The sequence below is a fragment of the Clostridium sp. genome, assembly GCF_050717545.1.
Lineage (GTDB): Bacteria > Bacillota > Clostridia > Clostridiales > Clostridiaceae > Clostridium_AD.
In genome coordinates, this window is record NZ_JBOITN010000028.1 from 141,292 (window position 1) to 163,403 (window position 22,112).

Below are 22,112 nucleotides of genomic sequence, written 5' to 3' on the forward strand. Positions count from 1 at the left end.
TGTGTTAATAATTTACTTATTCAATTTCATGGCTAAATCCATCAGAAATTATTAATTTTATGATTGCAATAGAATATAATCCTTTAGGTTCACATATTAATTACTAATAACTGTTCCTAAGCTGCAAGAACAAGGAGGATTCTTTTATGATTAAAGATAGTTTTTACAAAGACTCAATAATACTGACAATCTCAAATCTAACTGCCGGAATATTAAGATTTATGTTTTCAATTGTACTTTCAAAGAAACTAGGTGCAGAAGGTATGGGGTTATACAGTCTTGTTATGCCCATCTATGACTTATTTATTTGCCTTATATGTGGTGGAATGGTCACCGCAATTTCAAAAGAAGCTTCCTCATACTACGGAATAAATGATTATGGTAACTTAAATAAATCTATACATACCGCCTTAGTTTTTGATTTCGGATTGTCTATACTTATAACAATATTTGTATTTATTTTTTCACCATTTATTAGTACATATATAATAAAAGACCAACGTACACTCTATTCCCTTTGGGTTATCTGCCCCGCTTTAATATTTGTTGCTCTTTCCTCTATATATAAGGGGTATTTTTATGGTATTTCCAATGTTAAAGTCCCCGCAATTATAGACATAGTTGAAAAAACCGTAAGAATGGCCATAATCCTTGGAATCATAAATTTCTTTGCATTAAAAAATGTAACTTCTACAGTAACTGCTACATATATATCCTTATCTGTTGGGGAACTTATAAGTTTTATACTACTATATATCTTCTATAAAAAAAGCAAAAATAAATTTAAGGGGTCTCTAAAAAAAACTGAGGGAAGGGCTCAACTCTTATTTAATATCCTAATTGTATCTTTACCTTTAAGTTTAAATGGTTTTTTAAACACTATAATTTCAGCACTCTCTACATTAATTGTACCAGGACGATTAGTTTCTGCTGGAATAGAATATACTCAAAGTTTAGCCTTAATCGGTAAGTTTTCAGGTATGGCTATGAGCATTGTGTTTTTCCCTTTTATTGTAGTAATGTCCATGGCAACCATATTAACCCCAGATATTTCTAAAAGTATTAGTAAGAATGATTATAACAGTTTAGAAAGCAGAGTTCGGGAAGTTATAAAAATCTCATTTTTACTAGGTATTTCAACTATGATAATATGTTTATGTGCTGGAGATTCGCTTGGAAAATTGTTTTTCGACAGGTATGACCTAGGTATCTACATAAAACTTGCTGCTTTAAGTGCTCCCTTTATGTACATGTCTGGTTCCACTTATGGAATCTTAAATGGGCTTGGAAAACAAAAGGACCTTTTAATTAATTCTATAGTTACCTCTGTTCTCGAACTTGCACTGCTATATGTATTATTAGGCATTCCAAGTCTAAATATTTTAGGCTACGGAATAGCTCTACTTGTAACATCTATTTTAAGCTTTATATTGAACATACTCTCAATCAAGAAGGCCTGTTATTTGGAATTTTCCATAGGTAATTTTATAATTGACATTAGCCTTAGCATATTATTATATTTCACATTAAAAATCTTAAACAGCACATTACCAAATTCTATTTTTATTACTAAAAACATAATAATTATTATTGTTGGTTTTTCGCTATTGTTATTTTCATTTATTCTTACTCAAAAAAGAAATAAGGTTAAAGCATAAATAAAATCTTCTGTGATTATTAACATTACAGAAGATTTTATTTATTACCTTAACCTTAACTTTATTTCTATCTAATTCTATTTATAATAGAATTAGGTATAAGTTTTGTAATTTTACGCGGAAATACATCTAAATCATCCTTAGTTATACCACCTATAAAGATTAATGTGATGAAATAAGTCAATATAGCAAGGCTCATAGCAATAATTACAGCTATAGCTTTAGCAAAAAATCCTTCACTTATAACGCTGAAAACATAACTTAAGCTACTATACGTAAATATTGTAATTATTGCCATAACACATGAAGCGATTAAAGGTTTTATAACATGCCTTAGTAAATTAATTTTAATTCTCAGAGCTTTGTTCATAGTAAAATAGTTAAGAGTTAAAAGTATTGCAAAACTCACACCATTCGCCATAACCGCCCCTAATATATTAAAACTTGGAATTGCTACAAAAATATAATTAATAATGATTTTTCCTATTAATGCTAGTACTGCATAAAGTGTAACTAAGTAAAGTTTCCCAATGCCTTGAAGGATTGAGGTCTGTATACTAACTGCAGCCATAAGAACTATCACAACCGATCCATATATGAGTAATCTTGAAACCCTAGGATCATAATGAAGCAGATATATTATTGGTTTAGCTAAAACACCAAGTCCAACTGCAGATGGCACCGCCACTAGAAAACATAACCTAAATGCATAATTAATTTTATTTCTTACTGCTTTTTTATTTTTAAGTGCTATTAAACTAGAAATAGAGGGTAGAATAGTTATAGCAAGTGAGGAAATGATAGCTATAGGCATATTTATAAGCGTTGTATATTGGCTTAGCACGCCCCATAAAATAGTAACCTGCACTTTATCAATTCCTGAATCTAACATCCTAGCCTGAACTAATAATAAGTCAACTAATGTCCCCGCTTGTTGCAGACCTAAACATATTGTCATTGGCACTGCATAACTTAGTAGTCTTTTTATTATTTTTTTAGTAGTAAATCTTTTTATATTTAACTGACTATACCCTTTTGGAACTCTAAAAACTTTATTTTTTTCATAGAAATAAATCATATATATTACTGCAACCAATGCTCCTACAGATGTGCCTATGGTTCCACCTGCTGCACCTGCTGCTAGTCCATATTTTATAAAAATTGCTGCAAAAATCAAACTAAATATAGTATTTGCAATTTGTTCTAATACTTGAGACACCGCAGTTGGAGTCATATTCCCTCTTCCTTGAAAATAACCTCTATAAGCTGATAACACTGATGATATTAAAATAGTTGGAGCAAGTGCCATAATCGCAAGTTTTGCAGTAGGATCTGCTGTTCTATTAGCTAAAGGACCTGCAAAAAAAAGCATTACGATTGACATAACCATTCCTAATATCAAAAGCAAAAATCTAGCTATTTTAAAAGTTCTCACTGCATCTTTATAATTTCCTATAGCTATAAGTTCCGATACCATCTTAGAAATTGCCACAGGAATACCTGCATTTGTTAATACATACATATATACAAATATAACGTAAGCTGATGAATATATGCCATACCCCTCTATTCCTAATATATGGCTTAAAAATGGTACGTAAAGCAAGGATAAAAGCTTAACAATTAAAGTTGCCGAAGATAATATGGCAAAGCCTTTTGAGGTAGATTGTTTTTTTGAACTTTCATGTTCACTCATTAAATTCACCCTCTAAAATTTAAATACGTCTCTTTTAATCTTCTTCAATACTGGTGGTAAACTCTCAGCAATAGTTTTATTCTCCATATACTCAAGTCCCTCAGGGCAATTCTTAAACATCGCCTTATATGCGTAAAGATATTGATAATCTAAACCATATTTATTGTTAAAGAAACTATTCATTTTTTTATCTCCATATTTTGGATCACCAACTATAGCATTACCTAAATGGCTTAAATGCGCTCTAAGCTGATGGCTTCTGCCTGTTAAAAGGTTAATATCTATTATAGAAAATGTACCACAACTCTGAATAGTTTTAACTTCCATTGCTATTCTTTTTGTATCTGGCATCTGGGTGTCAAAAACCTTAGATATATTTGCATCCTCATTTTTATATATATACCCTTCATAAACTCCATCTTTAATCCGATTTCTAACTAAAGCCATATAATATTTTTCAATATTTCTTTCTCTTATCATCTCATTTAAAAGTTTAAGAGATTTAAAGTTTTTACCAAACATAACTATTCCCGAAGTATTTCTGTCTAGTCTATTACAAGGTGCTGGCGTAAATGTTATTTCACTTTCCGGTTGATAATCTCCTTTATCAAACAAATATGAAAGTACATAATCTGTTAAAGTAGCTTCACCATCTTTTTGGTCAGCATGAACTAAAACTCCTGGCCATTTTTCCACCATTAATATATTTGCATCTTCAAATGTAATTTTCAAATTATTATCAATCCTGTGAAACTCCTCTTTTTTAAACTCACTAGTAATATATTTTGTTTCAACAATATCTCCTATTACTAAAGAGTGTTTTTCCTTGATTTTATTTCCATTAACTCTAATATCACCTTTTCTAAAAGCTTTATATATTTTACTAAGTGGCACATCTCCAAGTACTTTCCTCATAAATTTATCTGTTCTTTGACCCGCTTCATTTGCTCCAATTTCGATCCTCATACATATCCTCCTACGTTCTATTTATCTATTGGCGAATTTCACACATACTCTAATTTATTTTATAATAGATAACTTTTTTATTTAAAAAGCCCCTTTTTATTTTATAATAAACATTTTATTCTATAACAAACCATCATATATTTTAAAAATTCACATCGAATACCTATTATATACTAAATTGTGCTATGAATTCAATAAAAATTCGTAAGCTAATTTACATTGCATAGCTACACCTATTGCAATGCAACTCTCATCCACATCAAATAAACTTCCGTGAGCAGGATTTATTATACCTTTTTCCTTGTTTCTACTTCCTAAAAAATAAAATAATGATGGTCTTTCCATAGAAAAATAAGCAAAACTTTCCACTCCCATTGTTGGTTGATCTAGTTTTTGAACATTAATCTCAGAGAGGAGTTCACTTGCCTTATTTTCAAACAAATCTGCAAGTTTATCATTATTATATAAACAAGGATAACTTTCTTCAATTTTAATTTCACATGTCCCTCTCATAGAATGAACTATGCCTTCAACTACCTGTACTAATCTTGTTTTTATATATTCCCTATGTTCGCTTTTCATAGTTCTAATTATTCCCGTTATTGTCACGTCTTCCGGTATTATATTTTGAGCTGTTCCTCCATGAATTGATCCTATTGTAATTACAGCAGGATCTGTAGGTGGAATTTCTCGACTCACAATACTTTGAAGTGTTGTAATAACATTACTCGCAATTACTATAGGATCAATAGTCATATGTGGACTTGCACCATGTCCTCCTTTACCTGTTATTTTTATAGTAAATGGATTTGATGCCGCATAAGCTACGTCTCTTTTTAAACCAACAGTACCAACATCTAGAAACTCTTCAACATGAAGCCCAATAACAGCATCTACATAAGGATTTTCAAGTACTCCAGCTTTAATCATAAGTGGTGATCCCCCAGTAGTTTCCTCTGCTGGTTCAAAAAACAATTTAACATTCCCTGGCAATTCATCCCTCATACTATTTAATATTTTTGCTGCACCTAAAAGTATAGTAGTATGTGCATCATGTCCACAAGCATGCATTTTACCATTAATTTTAGAGGAGTAACTACATGTCTTCATGTCTTGCAGTGGAAGTGCATCCATATCCGCTCTTAACGCAATGGTCTTATCGCCATTACCGCGAATAATAGCGCAGATTCCTGTTTTAGCTACCTCGCAGAATTCAATGTTTTCTTTTTGCAGAAAATCTTTCACCTTTTGTGAAGTTCGAAATAAATCAAACCCCAATTCTGGATTCTCATGTAAGTCACGCCTTATGAAAATCAACTCTTTTTCAATGGTTTTTGATTCAACTAAAAAATTCAATATATACACCTCTTCGCTTATTGTTTTTCCCAATATATTTCAATTATATCTCCATCGTTTAGAGGCTGATAATAACTAGCTTTACTCTTATTGAGCGTTAGTATTAGGTTCCCTTTTGAGACAGACAAATCAAATTCCACATAATTAAATATATCCACAAATACATATTTCTCTTTGTTTTTTAGAATTATATTTTTTTTATTAACTTCAACTTTAATGTTCCTATATTCATCATTAATTGTTTCCACCTTTTTTTTACAGTCATTATATTCTTCTTTTTCATAAATGACATTATTAGTTTTTACTTCTTCTAAATATATCCTGTCACCTTCTTTTATAATATAATCCTCCATAAGTTTCTTATTATTCATTATAAAGGTTAACCCAATTAACTTATCATCAAAATACTTTGCATATTCACAAATTGTATTAGGATATTTTATCACAACATCATCATTTTCTTTTATTATAGCGTTTATTAAAACTCTTTGCTCATTAATAAATAGTACTGGCTCAATATTACTAATAACATCCTCAATATAAAAACTTACAACTTGAATATTTTTTACATAATCTATAATAGTAGGCTTAGCATTTTTCCCATCTTTGCTGAAAATAACTTCAATAATATCACCTTCTACTACTTCCGAATCAATATTACAAATAAGATCGTTAATCTTAATTTGTGCACCTTTAGCTAAGGTTCCAAATGATATTCTTTTTATCCCATCAAAGTTAAATCTTATATTGCGTCCATTTTTACCAATCAATATCTTTGGATTTATACCTTCTTGCATCATTACATCCGCAACTGTATGTTTATGTGCATTAAATAGACTTATAATCTTATCATTTATAGTTACATCAACAAAATCATGTCCTAGTCTCTTAATTGATATTAATGCTATACCCAAAACTGTAACCCCAGTACTTCCAAGCGTTGCATCACAAATACATTCAACAACAGATTCACGACCTTTTATAGCAACCCTCGAAGCTTGCAAGTTTAAAATTTTAGCAATATTTTCTCTAATGAAAGGTGTATGTGCTCCCCCTCCTACTAAAAATACTGCATTCGGAGCTTTTCCCCCATTTAATTCAATAATTCTATTTCCTATCTCTTCAGAGACTTTCATAACTATAGGTTTAATTGTTTTTAAAATTCCTTGTGGTTCTATCTCATTTTCAAAACCTAAAACATCTATGTATTTAATTTTGTCTTCTCCGCTGCATTCCTTTTTTATTTTTTCAGCAGTGTTGAAATCAACTAAATATTCTTGTGCTATCATTTCAGTTACCTCATCACCTGCAATAGACACCATCCCATATGCACTAATACTATCATTACTACTTATAGCAATATCAGAAGTACCTGCACCAATATCAACTAAAGCTAAGTTTAAAAGTCTAAGTTTTTGTGGCACTGCAGCTTCCATTGCAGCTATTGGCTCAAGTGTTAAACTTACAACCTCAAGTCCAGCTTTATTCATAACGGCGTAGAGGCTATCAACAACAGAGCGTGGAAGGAATGTTGCAATTATTTCTACTGCAATCTTCTCTCCTTTGTGGGAATTTAGATTAGTTATTATGTATCCATTTAAATAATAATTTTTCACGCTATACCCCACGCAATAAAGTTTTCCTTTTGTGGACAGTGCAACTTCATGCTCAGCCATTTTAACTGCAGTGAGTTCCAAACTTCTAATAACTTCTCTATCGATTTCTTTGTCCTCATCTACTTCAAGCTCTGATTTAATTGAACTTGTTTTTAAGAACCTACCAGCAGCCGCAATAGCTACTTTAGTTAATGAAACATTTAAACTTGCCTCTAATTCTTTCTTCACCTTTATTACTCCACCAGCAACCAATTTAATGTCATGAATTTGGCCATCAATCATAGCTCTTTCTTCATGTTCCATATAACTTTCAGCAAGAACTTGGAATTTTTTTTCAAAAGTCACTCCAACCGTTCCTATTATAGATCTTGTCCCTATATCTAAAGCAAATATCATTTCCTCCGGTTTAACATTTGTGATCTCCATTTTTCTATACCTCTTCCTCGCAAAATTATATGAACATATTTATAAATACAATTTAAATCAATATGAATTAAGCTCATATTCATAGAATATGAGCTTAATAAAATTATATAACATTATATAACAACATTCAATAAATCCATCATAATAAATCTACTGCAATAACTTAATTACTCCAGAGTTTTCTGATATATATGGTAGTTTTTTTATAATAGTGTAAATATATTTTAGTTTTGATTTATCCTCTTGTAAAACCTGTTCTAATGATAATTCATTATAATACAGTAGTTTGCACCAAAAATCAACAAAATCATCTCTTGTAATAAAGATTATATTCTCACTCTCTTTAACTGTAAATCCAAATTTAAATTTCTCTAAAATTTGTATATCCTCATATTCTTCATTTGACAAAATTAAACGAACATCATCCCACATTTTCTTAAATGCTACCATTAAATCCTCTCCTCAAGTAAACGATTCACTAAAAATAGTATATTTTCATGATACCCCATATCCAAGCACTTTGTCAATAATTGCTTTCCATTACAATATATGTTTTTTATTATACTTTCGCTATTAAAGAGTTGTTAAAAAGTATATTTGTATCAAATTTCCGAGTAACATCCCCTTCAAACTTAAGTTCTAAATCTTTACTGGTAATTGAAATTACCACTCCTGTACCAAAACTTTTGTGCACTACCGTGTCCCCTTCTTTAAAAGGCAAATCCGAACCATCAACTCCTAGAATCAAACATTCTTTAATGAACCTAGATGTTTCTTTTGCTTTTCCTTTCACATTTTTAGAGATGCATAACCAAACATTATCTATGGCTCTTGTAATTCCTACATAGAACAGTCTTCTTTCTTCTTCTAGGTTAGTATCTATACTATTTATATGTGGGATATTCTCCTCATTACAATTAATTAAATATACATTTTTAAATTCCATTCCCTTTACGCCATGAATTGTACTAAGTATTACTGCATCATCATCGAGATTTTTCTTATGTTTTCCGATTTCCTCTTTAACTTCTTCGACATGAGATAAAAATGCTATTATAGACCTATATTCCTCTGTTGATTGTCTAAACTCGTCAATAACATCTTCCATCTCCGCTAAATCAATTTTAAATTTTGTGCAATATTCTCTAATGTAATCATGATAACCAATACTTAAAACTAGATTATCTATAGCACTTGCAAGTGAAGTTTTGTTTAAAAACAGTATATCCTTCCTTAACTTATCAAGCATCTTCATTTGAAATATAGGTACACCCTCGATATCTTTTACCATTTCAAAGCAGTCTTCACGTTCACGATTTCTTTTTAATTTTTCTAAATTTAATTTACTTATATATCTAAATGGCTTATTAATTATTCTAAGAAAACTCTGTTTATCACTATTATCAATACTTAATCTAAGATAAGCAATTATATCTTTACAAATAAAATGTTGGAAAAAGTCATACTCCTTATCTAATAGCTTAAATGGGATTCTTTTTTTTATAAAAACGTCTATTAAACTTCTAGACTCAACATTTGTTCTGTAAAGCACAGCATTATCCCTATAACTACTATCAGGATTTACCTTATGTTTTTGTATAATATTACTAACTTCATCTGCTTGTGCATTTTCATTTACATTGTTAAGTACTGCAATGATACCATCTTGCTGCTTAAATGCCGTGATATATTTATCATTTCTCATACTATTGTTTTTTATAATATTCATTGATATTTCAACTATATTCTTTGGACATCTATAATTAGTAGAAAGAGGTAACTTTCCTCCGCCTTCAAAATGGTTTGAAAACCCAACCATACACTCAGGGTTTGATCCTCTAAAACCATAAATACACTGGTCTTCATCCCCAACTGCGAAAATAGAATTCTCCTCATTTAAAAGTTTTAGTATTGCTACTTGCATAGGATCACAATCTTGAAATTCATCAACTAAAATATGTTTGAATAGTTTTTTATACCCCTCAAGTATTGTATAATTTTTTATGAATAAATCTTTGCATCCTATTTGAAGATCATCAAAATCAAATAAGTTCTTTTCTTTCCTATACTGCTCATAAATATTATATGCTGCCGTAAATATACCCTTATCAATGCTTGGAGAGAAATTTTCCATAACATCACCACTTATTTTAAATAACGAGATATTATTTATAACTTCCTTTACTTTGTCATCCCCTACCTCATCTAAATAGGACATTAGTACATTTTTAATAAGTTTGTATACCTCTAATGTATCAATTATATTTATTTGTCCATAATAATTCTTAAGAATTTTATAAAACAAGCCATGGAAAGTTCCAAAGAATGGTACTTTATCTTTTCCGTTAATAGCTATGTATCTATTTTTCATATTAATAGATGCAGCTCTTGTAAAAGTAATTACTATAATGTTTTTAGGATTAATGTTTTGATCATTTATTAAATGAACAATCCTGTTAACAATAACTACTGTTTTACCACTTCCCGGACCTGCTGTAACCAACAAATTTCTGCTACTGAAAAACACAGCGTCCCTTTGCTCCTGACTTAATCTTGCATTTACTTTACTTTGACCTACTTTATTATCATTATTATGTTTAGTATTCAATATCATCCACCTACTTTAACCCAATCATATATTATTTTTATACACAGTTTACTATTGTAATAATTCTTCTATTACATTAAAATGTAAATGTGCAATAACTCTATTATATACTTTTATTAAATTTCAAAGGGGAAAAAATTATGATATACTCAAAAGATTTTAATGTGAGGAATGAAAGAAACCTAACAATGCTAGTAGATTTTTATGAATTAACTATGGCAAACGGTTATCTTGACAATAATGTTCAAGATAAAATTGCCTATTTCGATATGTTTTTTAGACGAATACCAGATGCCGGCGGATATTGTATTATGGGTGGAGTGCAACAATTAATTGAATATCTATCAAATTTAAAGTTTACAAATGATGATATAGCTTATCTGGAAAATAAAAATATTTTTTCAGATAAATTTATAAATTACTTAAAAGATTTTAAATTTTCTTGTGATGTATGGGCTGTACCTGAAGGCTACCCTGTTTTTCCAGGTGAACCTTTAGTTATTGTTAAAGGACCTGTTATTCAGGCTCAATTTGTTGAAACAATGACACTACTTACAATAAATCATCAGACTCTAATTGCTACTAAAGCAAGTAGAATATGTAGAGCAGCAAAAGGCAGACCAGTTATGGAATTTGGTTCAAGACGTGCCCAAGGCTATGATGGTGCTATATATGGAGCTAGAGCTGCTGTTATTGGTGGTTGTGTTGGTACCGCCTGCACAATGGCTGAAGAAATGTTTGATATTCCAGCCCTTGGAACTATGGCACATAGTTGGGTACAATTATTTGATACTGAATATGCTGCATTTAAATCTTGGACGAAGACCTACCCTGATAACTGCGTACTGCTTATCGACACTTATAATGTATTACGCTCTGGTGTTCCAAACGCCATAAAAGTATTTAATGAAGTACTTAAACCTTTGGGAAAAAGGCCTGTAGGAATCCGAATCGATAGCGGAGATATTACCTACTTAACTAAAAGGGTTAGAATTATGCTAGATGAAGCTGGATATGAAGATGTTAAAATTACTGTTTCAAACTCCCTTGATGAATATATTATTAGAGGTGTTTTAGAAAGTGGAGCTCAAATTGATAATTTTGGTGTTGGTGAAAGACTAATAACTGCAAGATCTGAGCCAGTGTTTGGTGGTGTTTATAAACTTGTTGCTGTTGAGAATGATGGACAAATAATACCAAAAATTAAAATCAGTGAAAATGCTGAAAAAATTATAAATCCTGCTTTCAAAAAATTATATAGAATTTTTGATAAAACAACGCACAAAGCAATTGCAGATTTAATTACCTTGCATGACGAGGTAATTGATGAATCTAAACCACTTGAAATATTTAATCCAACTTATACTTGGAAAAAGAAAAACCTTAAACATTACTATATTAAAGAACTATTGGTTAAACTATTTGAGAACGGGAAACAAATTTATGAATCACCAACTGTTATGGAAATAAAAACTTTTTCAGAAAACGAGGTATCTAAATTATGGACCGAAGTTTTAAGGCTCGATAATCCCCATGCGTATTCAGTTGATCTTTCATGGAATTTATGGAACCTAAAGCAAAGTTTATTAAATCATTATTCTGAAATTCTTGAAGATTAGCAAAAGATAATCATTAAACACGCAAGCAGCACTAGGAGGGCCTATGATACAACCTTTAAAAATCAAACTTTCAAAAGTTGCTTTATCTGAGTTTACGGAAATGATTAAACATGACCAGGCGTTTGATAGTGTACGATTTGTGTACGTCAGTGGATGTTGTAAATCTGCCAAAGTTGATATTTCCCTCGACAATTTTAAAACAGGAGACATCAAAAGTAATATTGCAGATTTAAACATATTATATGATGATACTCTAATGGACAATATTTCAGAACTCACAATCGCCTATAAAGATTCTAGGTTTTGGATTAAAACAATACCTACTAAAAAAGATTGCAAAAGCGGCGATAACAAATCCTGCACTGGATGTTCTGGGCATTGCGATTCTCATTAATAAAAAAGCTAGCCAAAATATAAATTGGTTAGCTTTTTTTATGTTAGTTACACATTTATTAATGGACCTTGGTTTTTTGCAAACAAATCCTTTGCTATTTTAAACTTATAATCTTCATTGAGCTCCGGAAACCAAATTGAAATTTCACGTTCTGCACTGTCTGTGCTATCAGATGCATGAACTAAATTTTGGGTTTTATCTATTGCAAATCTTCCTCTAATACTTCCTAGTTCTGCTTTTATTGGATCCTTATTCCCATTTATTTTTCGTGCTAACTCAATTGCTCCTTCACCCATTAAAATCATTGCACATATTTTGCCACAAGTAATATAACCTATTAACTCTTCGAAGAAATCTTTCTGCACATGTTCAATATAATGTTTTTTTGCGTCATCTATTGTAGCCGTAATCATTTTGAGTGCTACAATTTCTAGTGATTTTTCCTCATACTGATTAATAATCTTTCCAATTAATTCACGTTTAACTCCGTCAGGTTTAATCAAAATCAAGGTTCTTTCCATTTAAATTCACTCCTTGCTTTTTTAAATTATTATCTCAATACATAAATTGGATTTACTAAAATTTAAAAATGATACATAACCATTTTGTAACAATCTTGTAAGTTTTTATTGTTATATATTATTATAAAACATTTTTACAATAAATTAAAGTATTTTATTTTTAACATCCAAAAATTGGGGATATACATAGAATTATTGTATATAAATTATATCAATGATATAATTGTATAAACTAAAGGTTTTTTAATCAAGTACTAACTTATAAGTAACTAAGTATCTTAATAACTTTAAGTTTGATCAAAATTTGTTGTAAGTGTAAACCTAGGAGGTAATTATGAGCGATAAAATTATGAAAATAAATAATAAAGAATATAACTGCGCCATCGAGTTAACACTGGATATTATAGGTGGTAAATGGAAACCAATTATCCTTTGGAAATTAGCCCAAAATGGTGTATTAAGATTTAGCGAACTTAAACGTTCTATGGGTGTAATAACGCAAAAAATGTTAACACAACAACTTCGAGAATTAGAAGCATATGAGATGGTCCATAGAAAAGTATATGCAGAAGTTCCTCCTAAAGTAGAATATTCTTTAACAAAACAAGGCAAAAGTGTAATGCCAATACTTGACATTATGTGTAAATGGGGAACAGATTATTATGAAGGCATTATTTCTGATAAAAAAGAATAGTGTTATTTCATAACTTTTAGGGCATAATAACTCCTAAAAGGAGTGATTTTTTTGAATATAACCAGTTTATCTTTGTCATATATGTTTCTTGCAGTTTCTATAGTAGAATTTATATTCTTTTTATATTACAAATTTGTAGTAATTAATACTGGATCTAAAAGCAAAAAACGCGATAAAATTATTGGCACTATGAAAGACCCCGAGCATTGGAGATCGAGAAATAACAAGATAGCATTTATTTCTCTATTCTGGTCACTTATATCGATATTTGCTTTTATTTATTTGAAATTTTTCTATACTGCGGGATTACTCTCAATTATATATATTTTTATCTATGCGGCACTTATCGTAATAAGTGTTTCATTATTCATGAGGAAAAATAAAGTTGTACCTAGTAAATAGCATGACATAAAAAGCAGTAATAATTTAAATATTATTACTGCTTTTTAAAACGGTATTTTTCCAGTACTTTATTTTTTATAAATATTATTTTTAGAAATATCATTTTTGTAATATATTATCCCCTAAAACGTCAACAAAACTTTTAATAATTTGAGCTGTGAAACCCCATATTACATAATTATTATATTCATAAAAATATTGCCCTAAATTTCCTTTCCTAAACTTGTAATCTTTACCTCCATTAATCAAATGAAACGGAAACCCTTCTTGGCTTAATGGCCCTATATTCATATTGTAAAGTAGTGGTTTTGTTTCCAAAAAGAATTTTAATGGAACTTTAAATATATGATCAACTTCATCTCTACTTGGGTTTATTTCTCCATATTTTAGATTACCTACAAATGAATACAATATATTTCCATAAGGACTAATATAATAATCCATATCTCCTATTACTTCAATTTGATTTCTTTTTAAATTTAGTTCTTCCATTGTCTCTCTTATAGCTGTTTCCTTTGGGTTTTCACCCGGTTCCACTCTTCCACCTGGTAAGCAAACATCCCCTGGCTGGCTTCTTAAGTTAAAAGCACGTACTTCAAATACAATAGATAATCCCTCTACGTCCTCTACTAATAATATCATAACCGCACTTTCATCTAACTTTCCTATTACTTTAGGAAGTCTATCCTTAAACATTTGTTCTATTTTATCTATCACTTTAATCACAACCTTTCTTGTGCCGAAATCATGGCAAGTGGCAACTTATTAATAAACTCTATTTATTAACTTACAATAATATTTTATACATTATTTTTTTACAAAACTATACTCTATTCTATCATAAAAACCCTTTTATGGTTCCATCCAAGTAGCAGTATCACTTCTAATTCTTCTCCACCACTATATCAGCTTACAATGACTATTATTAATAAGAATTAATTATAATCTAAGAATTTATTGACAATTAACTGTGTCTATCATATAATAACAGTAGATAAGGAGGTGAATTGTACGAATATTCTTATATCTGCCCTCTCACAAACACCTATATACGAGCAAATACAAAATCAAATAAAAGAAATGGTACTGAGTGAAAATATAAAATCTAAGGAGCAATTACCTTCAATAAGACTTATGGCAAAAGATTTAAAGGTAGGTATCATAACCGTAAAACGAGCTTATGAGGAACTTGAAAAAGAAGGTATTGTAATCAATTTACAAGGACGAGGATGTTTTGTAGCAGAGATTGATAGAAATAAAATTAAAGCAATACACATTGGCATGCTTGCCGAAAGACTTCTAGAAATTAAAGAATTTGCAGACACTTCTGGGATATCCCCCGAGGAAATGCTTAAAGTTATAAATGAAATATTTGGAGGTAATAAATATGACAAATAATGCTTTGGAAATTAATAACTTGACTTCTCGAATAGGAGATTTTTCTCTAAGGGACATAAATTTTTCAATAGAAAAAGGAACCATTATGGGGTTCATAGGAAAAAATGGATCAGGCAAAACCACCCTTATTAAAACAATACTCAATATGATTCAAAAAAAATCAGGAGAAGTCTTGTTCGATAGTATCCCAATGCTAGAAAATGAAGAAATAGTAAAAGCAAAAATAGGCATTGTGTTTGACAGTCTAATTTATCCTCTCCATTTTAAGCCTTATAAAATTAAAAAGATGATATCACCCTTTTATAAAACCTTTGATGACGAAAAATTTGACGAACTAATGAAACGCTTTGAACTTGACCCAAATAAAAAGCTCTCCGCGTATTCAAAAGGTATGCAAATGAAATTCGGAGTTGTAATGGCCTTAAGTCATAACCCAGAATTAATAATACTTGATGAGCCTACAGCAGGACTTGATCCAATTGCAAGAGCGGACGTACTTGATTTACTCCTAGAACTTATGCAAAATGAGGAAAGGTCAATATTATTTTCAACGCATATTACAAGTGACCTTGAAAAAATTGCTGATTATATAACCATGATTGATAATGGTAAAATTGTTTTTACAAAAGCTAAAGATGAAATGCTTGATAACTATATGCTGGCACAAATTGAAAAAGAAGCCATGACCCATGAAATGAAATTAATTCTTATAGGATTAAAAGAGACAACTTTCGGCTATCAGGGATTATGTCCAAGTGAGTTTAAAATAAAAAATAAAGTGGGAGTTAAAACCGCAAGACCTACAATTGAAGATATTATGATTTATATGGGTTCAAATTACGGAAAATTTTACAAGGAGGTTAAATAATGCTAACGTGTTTTTGGAGTTATCAACAATTTTTAAGTAGTTCACTAGGTTTTCCCAATACAAAACAGTCTTTAAAGTTCATGTTAATATCCTATAAACTTTATAAAGGAAAAGAGGGCTTAATATGTTAAAAAAACTCATTACTTATCAGAGGGTATTACTTAATTCAATGCCACCACTCAATATGACTTCCCCAAATCCTTTAACAACAACGACTTATATTGTCGCTATTTTTGTGATGATTTTTATGAATTTTTTTATATTTATGGGAACTAGATTATCTGCAAATACTACCTTAGCTATTGTTTTACCTGCAGTAAGTGTTTGGATGATTAACAGAATACTTTACGGTGACCACAAACTGTTTGATACTTTACCTGTAAGTAAAAAATATACACTGTTAAATATATACCTGCTGTCAATAGTAATTTCAACTATAGGTTATTTGACGGTTTGCATTTCTTTTATAGCCTTTATATGGCTTTTAGTTGGGCTTCTTACTATTTTCAGCCCACAAAACATGACAACCCCTGCGCAAGATGTGGCGCTAAATATAATAGATATAACAAAAGGTAACAATTTAATACTATGCTTATTAGTTATACTAATTTTTGGAGGAGTTGCAATTACTTTTATTAAACGTAAAAAACTAAGACTTCTAAGCTTTTTAGGCTTTGCCACCATAACTTACGCATTTTTATTTTTACTAAAAATCAATTTACCAATATCCCCCACCACTGGTCAAGTAGAATTTCTTGAGAGTTTCTCCATCATGCCCTCTGGAAATATAATTTTGATTTGCGTATTTATAGCAACTATTATAATTATCATAACTTCAATTTTCATGGGATTTAAACTTTATGTTGGCAAATTACCTTCTAGAAATCACGATAATTAAATCAGCTCCTGAGGAGCTGAAATGTTTTTAAATGTTATCATTCTATAAATTCCCATCTAAATCCATCTTCATTAATTAATTCACCTTGTTCTTAATAAATTAAAATGATATACTTGGTCTGTATTTGTCACAAAATTAATACAAAATTTAATTAAGATGGAGAGATGAAAATTGAAAAGAAGAAACCGACTTTTATTATTTACACTAATATTTACTTTAGTCTTTTCTACAACCGTTTTGGCAGCTGCTACTACTCCCCCAGAACTAATCGGTAAAGCTGCTATTTCTGTAGATATGGATACAAACGAGATTATTTACACTAAAAATATTGATAATAAAATGCAACCAGCAAGTATTACAAAACTTCTTACAGGATTATTACTTGCTGAAAATAAAAAATCAACTGATAATTTGGTCTATACAGAATCCGCAAAAAAACAACCAGCTTTTTCATATAACTTAAATTTACATCCAGTAACAATTGGTGATACTATGTCCGCCGACAACGTGATGGATGCTCTTCTTCTTTACTCTGGAAATGATATCGCATCTATGGTTGCTGATAACGTTGCTGGTGATACAGAAAAGTTTGCTAAACTTATGAATGAGAAAGCAGTCTCACTAGGTATGAAAGGCTCTCATTTTGTCACCCCTAATGGTTTGGATGACGTAACTAAAGAACATTATACAACTGCTTATGATCTAACACTTTTAGGTAGAGCTGTATATAAAAACGATTGGGTAAAAAAAACTATAGCTAAAAAAACAAGTGTAATTAAATTTTCCAATGGTCCACAGGTAACCGTTGAAAATAGGAATAAGCTTCTTGGCATCGATGGTAACGTAGGTGGTAAAACTGGTGTTACAAACAAATCCGGGAGATGTTTAGTTTCTATATACGAACGTAATGGTCGTAAAATTATAGGTGTTGTTATGGATTCTGAGTATGATGCAAAAGACACAAAAGTATTTGAAGATATGACATCACTAATTAACTATAGTTATGCTGCTCAGAAAGAGGTACTTAAAAAGAAGAATACCGCAATCAAAACAATTTCAGTTCCTTATAAGGTTATTCCCTTTATAGGACCAAAAAGGACAATTAGTGTTCCTCTAGAATCTAAAGAAGATATTACTTATTATAATAATGATTTAAAACCAAAAAACATCGTTGATGTTTCTAGCGTAAATCCATGGAAGCTTGATAAAGATACTTCTGTCGGAACTATGTCTATTACTCAAAAGGATTCAAATAAAAGCTACAAATTATATCCAATGATTTCGAAATCTACTCTTATTAAAGATAATATAATTATCTACGTTGCTGCTGCAGTTGTACTAATTATAATTATTGCATTAATTTTATTTTTAATTTCTTCTATTAATAAGCGCAAAAATCGCCATGGTAGACGAATTAGATACTAAGTAATTATATACAATCGCTTCATAAATTAACAGACTGTATTAACTCTTTAGTTAATACAGTCTCTTTTAGCATCTTTTACTATTATTATATTATTATATTAATTTATTGACATTCATATTGTAATATACTAATGTTAATTAGTATATATATTATTTATTTGATATACTTAAAACATAATTAAGAAATTTTTTTAAAGGAGATTATTATGAATAACGATATTATAAAAAACGATATTAACATTAGCGATATTAATATTAACGATATTAACCTTAACAATATTAAACAATATGAAGAAATTGCAGATTTATTAAAAGCTATTGCTCACCCTGCACGAATATGCATTATTAGAGGACTTATGAACAAAGGGAGTTGCAATGTTGGCTATATGCAAAATTGCTTAAACCTGCCTCAATCTACAGTCTCGCAACATCTCCAAAAATTAAAATCTTTAGGAATTATCAAAGGTGAAAGAGATGGTTTACAGATTAATTACAACATTTGTAATGAAACTATCGTAAACATAATAAATGCGATATTCCCTGTAGAGAGTTAGTTGACTCGTTTAGATAGTCCACTATAAACCCTCTGTGGAGGGTTTATTCGTTATATCCTCCTTCGCTTGTTAAACTTAAACCTACCATCTAAGCTAACTAATGATACACCCACTATTATAACAATGCATCCTAAGACCTGCCATACCCTAACAACCTCATGAAGCAATACACCCGCAGCTATTAGGCTCATAATAGGTTGTAAATTTATATATGTAGTAAGGACCGTTGCACCAAGATCTTTTAAGCAATGAACATACATGACATACCCAACGCAAGAACAAGCAATGGATAAAAATATTATATTTAATACAACTTTTGTAGAAGGTATTTGCAAAGCACTAAAAAATAATGAAGGACTTAAGAATAAAGATCCCCACATAATTTCATAAGTGGTTATAGTTATAACTTTATAATGGCCTTTAAAACTACTACAAACCATATTATAAATTATCCAAGAAAACACTGCTCCAAGAGCCATCAAATCTCCTATACTCCCTTTAGATAAAAAATCCACTCTTTCTTTAGATGCAATTACTATAATAATTCCAATTAAACTTAATGTAGCTCCAATCATTTTTCCATAAGTAAGTTTCTCTTTATAAAACAATCTTTGCGTAAATAATGTAAATACTGGTATAGATGCAATTAAAATTGCAACATTTGATGCAGATGTATATGCTACCGCATAATTTTCGAAAATAAAGTATATTGTTACTCCAAAGAACCCACCCAAGGCGAACTTGACCTTGTCCTCTTTTAAAACTTTTTCATCTGGGAATTTTACTTTTAATATTATAAATAAAATTATTGCTGCTAATACAAATCTATAAAATGCTGATAATACAGGACTTATTTCTGTAGATATTACCTTTATACTTAAATAGGATAAGCTCCATATAAACATTAAGATAATTGCCATTACATGAGATATTCTTTTATTTGTCAATATATCACTCCCTCTTCATACTATTGGGCTTCAAAAGCTTAATATATATTATATCTCAAAATTACCTAAGATTACAATAAACTTTATTATAATTATATGCTAAATTAATTAAATTATTATTTAATTTTATACTATTTAAACCCAACCAACACTATAATATTACAATGTATATTTTTACAATTATAGTATTGTTAACCTTTCACTTTTGGAGTATTATAGTATAGTATTCTAATATTTTATGCTACTTATGATAACATTTGTGCATAAAAATACAATTTATTAATAATTATATTTATTTATACATGGAGGTGCCAACTTGAAAAAAGAATTTTCTCTTAGTAACGAAAAGGTAATGATAAATTTCACTGCAAAATACTGTAATAGCCCTGTTCAATTATTAGAAAGTGATGGTTTCAGAAGAGTTTTTAACACTTATATTAAGAAAATCAAAAAGAAAAAATCGAATATTTATAAATATTTGGTTGAAAACACAGAAGCAGACAATGAGGGCCTAGATATTTACATTATACATTTATTTAAACTCCTAACCGTACTCGATGTAAATGAAATTATAAATTTAAATACTAAATATAGTTCCCTTATTAATAGTAAAAATAATTTTGTTGATTTTATAGAAGATTTTTATAGTTTTTGGAGAAAGCTTGAAAGATACACTGTAATTCACAATAATAAAATTAATGATGGTATTGAAAAAACAAGTTTTGTTGAGGCTAATAACAACTTTTCAATGCTTATTCTTAATTTATACAGAAAAATCGAAGAAAATGTAGTTGGCCATAAACCTAAGGTTTACAGGCAACTACCTGCAGGTGGTAATGCAGGTCTAATTGTTAATAATGTAAATTGGCCTTTGCCCTTTGGATATGAAGTATTAAAAAATGTTCCCTTTATTGATGCAATAATACTAGATTTGCCTTATATAAGCTATCCTAAAAAAAATACTCGAGATGGTATATTTGAGGAATGTTTTGAAAATCCATTGAAAAACTGTACAATATCCACGGATCATTGGTTTTGTTACCCTGCTAAAGTTGGTACATTACTTACATTTATTTATGTTCACAGAGATTTTATGGCTCATGCAATAACTCTATGTAACCTATTTGAAATGGCAAGTGAAGAAGAATATAGAGACGCTAAGCCAGATATAGTATTTATTTTTGGTGCTAAAGATTCTTTTGCAAAAGTTAAAACAGTGTTTTATGATGATAAAGAGAATCATCTTATGCTTGGCTATATAAGTTATGGCGACGAGATTGATTATTTCGGTTATGTAAAAAAGATGGCCTTAACTCTTCATAATCTAATAATGATTAAAAAAGGTTCGCTACCAATTCATGGTGCAATGGTAAATATTATTATGAATAATGGTAAAAGTGCAAATGTTATTATTATGGGCGATAGTGGTGCTGGTAAGTCTGAATCCTTAGAAGCATTTAGAAGCTTAAGCGAGGACTATATTAGCGATATGACCATTGTCTTTGATGACATGGGATACCTAACTCTTAAAGAAGGATCAAAACCATTAGCCTTCGGAACTGAAATAGGAGCTTTCGTAAGACTCGATGATTTAGATACAGGTTATGCTTTTAAAGAAATTGATAGAAGTATATTTATGAATCCTGATAAAATAAACGCAAGGCTTGTTATGCCAGTTGCAAGCTATAAAGCTATAATTAAAGGATATCCTATAGATTTATTCCTCTATGCAAACAATTATGAAGAAGTAAAAGATGGAGTAGAAGAAATTAATTTCTTTACAAATTCAGCTGATGCTATTGATGTTTGTAAAAGAGGCGCAAGAATGGCAAAAGGTACTACTACTGAACTAGGTTTAGTAACTTCATATTTTGCAAATCCTTTTGGACCTGTTCAAAAACAAGAACAAGTAGATGTACTTATAGATAGCTACTTTGAAGATTTCTTTAAAACAGGTGTAAAAGTTGGACAAATTAGAACTTCTCTAGGAGTAGCAGGACAAGAAAAAGATGGTCCTAAAAAAGCTGCTAAAAAACTATTCGAATTAATTATAGAATAAAGAAAAA

Annotated in this window: 20 protein-coding genes; 11 read left to right on the forward strand and 9 right to left on the reverse strand. The window is 30.0% G+C overall.

Annotation, left to right across the window (positions count from 1 at the left end; genetic code table 11):
* Nucleotides 1-146 precede the first annotated feature (146 nt).
* Nucleotides 147-1,658, forward strand: coding sequence for a stage V sporulation protein B (gene spoVB / locus ACREVX_RS06995; protein WP_431543448.1), 1,512 nt, complete (start codon nt 147-149; stop codon nt 1,656-1,658).
* 67 nt (nt 1,659-1,725) lie between these two features.
* Here spoVB and ACREVX_RS07000 read toward each other — a convergent pair whose 3' ends face one another.
* From ACREVX_RS07000 to ACREVX_RS07025, 6 genes are all read right to left on the reverse strand, one after another.
* Entirely contained in the window at nt 1,726-3,354 is a 1,629-nt protein-coding gene (locus ACREVX_RS07000) for a putative polysaccharide biosynthesis protein (RefSeq protein ID WP_431543449.1), read from the reverse strand.
* 12 nt (nt 3,355-3,366) lie between these two features.
* Complete coding sequence (locus tag ACREVX_RS07005; RefSeq protein ID WP_431543450.1) at nt 3,367-4,320, reverse strand: RluA family pseudouridine synthase; 954 nt, start codon at nt 4,318-4,320, stop codon at nt 3,367-3,369.
* 183 nt (nt 4,321-4,503) lie between these two features.
* Nucleotides 4,504-5,676, reverse strand: a complete 1,173-nt coding sequence (locus ACREVX_RS07010; RefSeq protein WP_431543451.1) for a M20 metallopeptidase family protein — start codon at nt 5,674-5,676, stop codon at nt 4,504-4,506.
* Between the two features lie 17 nt (nt 5,677-5,693).
* Nucleotides 5,694-7,718, reverse strand: coding sequence for a cell division protein FtsA (locus ACREVX_RS07015; protein ID WP_431543452.1), 2,025 nt, complete (start codon nt 7,716-7,718; stop codon nt 5,694-5,696).
* A 150-nt stretch (nt 7,719-7,868) separates the two neighbouring features.
* A complete protein-coding gene (locus tag ACREVX_RS07020) occupies nt 7,869-8,168 on the reverse strand; it encodes a hypothetical protein (protein ID WP_431543453.1) in 300 nt (99 codons plus the stop codon).
* A gap of 109 nt (nt 8,169-8,277) precedes the next feature.
* Nucleotides 8,278-10,326: an ATP-dependent helicase gene (locus ACREVX_RS07025; RefSeq protein WP_431543454.1), complete on the reverse strand. Its 2,049-nt coding sequence runs from the start codon at nt 10,324-10,326 to the stop codon at nt 8,278-8,280.
* 140 nt (nt 10,327-10,466) lie between these two features.
* Between ACREVX_RS07025 and ACREVX_RS07030 the strand changes: the two genes are divergently transcribed.
* Nucleotides 10,467-11,945, forward strand: a complete 1,479-nt coding sequence (locus ACREVX_RS07030; RefSeq protein ID WP_431543455.1) for a nicotinate phosphoribosyltransferase — start codon at nt 10,467-10,469, stop codon at nt 11,943-11,945.
* Nucleotides 11,946-11,988: 43 nt separating this feature from the next.
* Nucleotides 11,989-12,339 carry a hypothetical protein gene (locus ACREVX_RS07035; protein ID WP_431543456.1) on the forward strand — a complete coding sequence of 117 codons (351 nt, stop codon included), beginning with the start codon at nt 11,989-11,991 and terminating at the stop codon, nt 12,337-12,339.
* A gap of 47 nt (nt 12,340-12,386) precedes the next feature.
* Here the strand turns inward: ACREVX_RS07035 and ndk are convergent, their stop codons facing one another.
* A complete protein-coding gene (gene ndk, locus ACREVX_RS07040; protein WP_431543458.1) occupies nt 12,387-12,860 on the reverse strand; it encodes a nucleoside-diphosphate kinase in 474 nt (157 codons plus the stop codon).
* Nucleotides 12,861-13,194: 334 nt separating this feature from the next.
* Here ndk and ACREVX_RS07045 point away from each other — a divergent pair, with 334 nt between their 5' ends.
* Together ACREVX_RS07045 and ACREVX_RS07050 are read left to right on the forward strand one after the other, a co-directional pair.
* A complete protein-coding gene (locus ACREVX_RS07045; protein WP_431543460.1) occupies nt 13,195-13,554 on the forward strand; it encodes a winged helix-turn-helix transcriptional regulator in 360 nt (119 codons plus the stop codon).
* Nucleotides 13,555-13,605: 51 nt separating this feature from the next.
* Nucleotides 13,606-13,956, forward strand: coding sequence for a hypothetical protein (locus ACREVX_RS07050; protein WP_431543461.1), 351 nt, complete (start codon nt 13,606-13,608; stop codon nt 13,954-13,956).
* Between the two features lie 99 nt (nt 13,957-14,055).
* Here the strand turns inward: ACREVX_RS07050 and ACREVX_RS07055 are convergent, their stop codons facing one another.
* Nucleotides 14,056-14,673, reverse strand: coding sequence for an NUDIX hydrolase (locus ACREVX_RS07055; protein WP_431543475.1), 618 nt, complete (start codon nt 14,671-14,673; stop codon nt 14,056-14,058).
* A 285-nt stretch (nt 14,674-14,958) separates the two neighbouring features.
* On the opposite strand from ACREVX_RS07055, the gene ACREVX_RS07060 reads away from it, so the two are divergent.
* The 5 genes from ACREVX_RS07060 (at nt 14,959) to ACREVX_RS07080 (ending at nt 19,099) form a co-directional block, all read left to right on the forward strand.
* Nucleotides 14,959-15,354, forward strand: coding sequence for a GntR family transcriptional regulator (locus ACREVX_RS07060; protein WP_431543462.1), 396 nt, complete (start codon nt 14,959-14,961; stop codon nt 15,352-15,354).
* The gene (locus ACREVX_RS07065; protein WP_431543463.1) at nt 15,344-16,222 is read left to right on the forward strand and encodes an ABC transporter ATP-binding protein; all 879 of its coding nucleotides are present in this window, start codon (nt 15,344-15,346) and stop codon (nt 16,220-16,222) included. The genes ACREVX_RS07060 and ACREVX_RS07065 overlap by 11 nt, the downstream gene beginning before the upstream one ends.
* Nucleotides 16,223-16,346: 124 nt before the next feature.
* Nucleotides 16,347-17,120 (forward strand): hypothetical protein, encoded by a 774-nt coding sequence (locus ACREVX_RS07070; RefSeq protein ID WP_431543464.1) that lies wholly within the window; start codon nt 16,347-16,349, stop codon nt 17,118-17,120.
* A 171-nt stretch (nt 17,121-17,291) separates the two neighbouring features.
* Entirely contained in the window at nt 17,292-18,545 is a 1,254-nt protein-coding gene (locus tag ACREVX_RS07075) for a D-alanyl-D-alanine carboxypeptidase family protein (RefSeq protein ID WP_431543465.1), read from the forward strand.
* Nucleotides 18,546-18,751: 206 nt separating this feature from the next.
* The gene (locus tag ACREVX_RS07080; protein WP_431543466.1) at nt 18,752-19,099 is read left to right on the forward strand and encodes an ArsR/SmtB family transcription factor; all 348 of its coding nucleotides are present in this window, start codon (nt 18,752-18,754) and stop codon (nt 19,097-19,099) included.
* A gap of 50 nt (nt 19,100-19,149) precedes the next feature.
* On the opposite strand, the gene ACREVX_RS07085 is transcribed toward ACREVX_RS07080, so the two are convergent.
* Nucleotides 19,150-20,046 (reverse strand): DMT family transporter, encoded by an 897-nt coding sequence (locus ACREVX_RS07085; protein WP_431543467.1) that lies wholly within the window; start codon nt 20,044-20,046, stop codon nt 19,150-19,152.
* A gap of 316 nt (nt 20,047-20,362) precedes the next feature.
* Between ACREVX_RS07085 and ACREVX_RS07090 the strand changes: the two genes are divergently transcribed.
* Nucleotides 20,363-22,105, forward strand: a complete 1,743-nt coding sequence (locus tag ACREVX_RS07090; RefSeq protein ID WP_431543468.1) for a phosphoenolpyruvate carboxykinase — start codon at nt 20,363-20,365, stop codon at nt 22,103-22,105.
* Nucleotides 22,106-22,112: the final 7 nt, after the last annotated feature.

Bases quoted from the DNA above. Each gene is read 5' to 3' on its own strand.
- ACREVX_RS07005 (WP_431543450.1), bottom strand. From the start codon at position 4,320: ATGAGGATCGAAATTGGAGCAAATGAAGCGGGTCAAAGAACAGATAAA.
- ACREVX_RS07070 (WP_431543464.1), top strand. From the start codon at position 16,347: ATGTTAAAAAAACTCATTACTTATCAGAGGGTATTACTTAATTCAATG.
- ACREVX_RS07080 (WP_431543466.1), top strand. From the start codon at position 18,752: ATGAATAACGATATTATAAAAAACGATATTAACATTAGCGATATTAAT.
- ACREVX_RS07035 (WP_431543456.1), top strand. From the start codon at position 11,989: ATGATACAACCTTTAAAAATCAAACTTTCAAAAGTTGCTTTATCTGAG.
- ACREVX_RS07030 (WP_431543455.1), top strand. From the start codon at position 10,467: ATGATATACTCAAAAGATTTTAATGTGAGGAATGAAAGAAACCTAACA.
- ACREVX_RS07020 (WP_431543453.1), bottom strand. From the start codon at position 8,168: ATGGTAGCATTTAAGAAAATGTGGGATGATGTTCGTTTAATTTTGTCA.
- ACREVX_RS07045 (WP_431543460.1), top strand. From the start codon at position 13,195: ATGAGCGATAAAATTATGAAAATAAATAATAAAGAATATAACTGCGCC.
- ACREVX_RS07065 (WP_431543463.1), top strand. From the start codon at position 15,344: ATGACAAATAATGCTTTGGAAATTAATAACTTGACTTCTCGAATAGGA.
- ndk (WP_431543458.1), bottom strand. From the start codon at position 12,860: ATGGAAAGAACCTTGATTTTGATTAAACCTGACGGAGTTAAACGTGAA.
- ACREVX_RS07000 (WP_431543449.1), bottom strand. From the start codon at position 3,354: ATGAGTGAACATGAAAGTTCAAAAAAACAATCTACCTCAAAAGGCTTT.
- ACREVX_RS07015 (WP_431543452.1), bottom strand. From the start codon at position 7,718: ATGGAGATCACAAATGTTAAACCGGAGGAAATGATATTTGCTTTAGAT.
- spoVB (WP_431543448.1), top strand. From the start codon at position 147: ATGATTAAAGATAGTTTTTACAAAGACTCAATAATACTGACAATCTCA.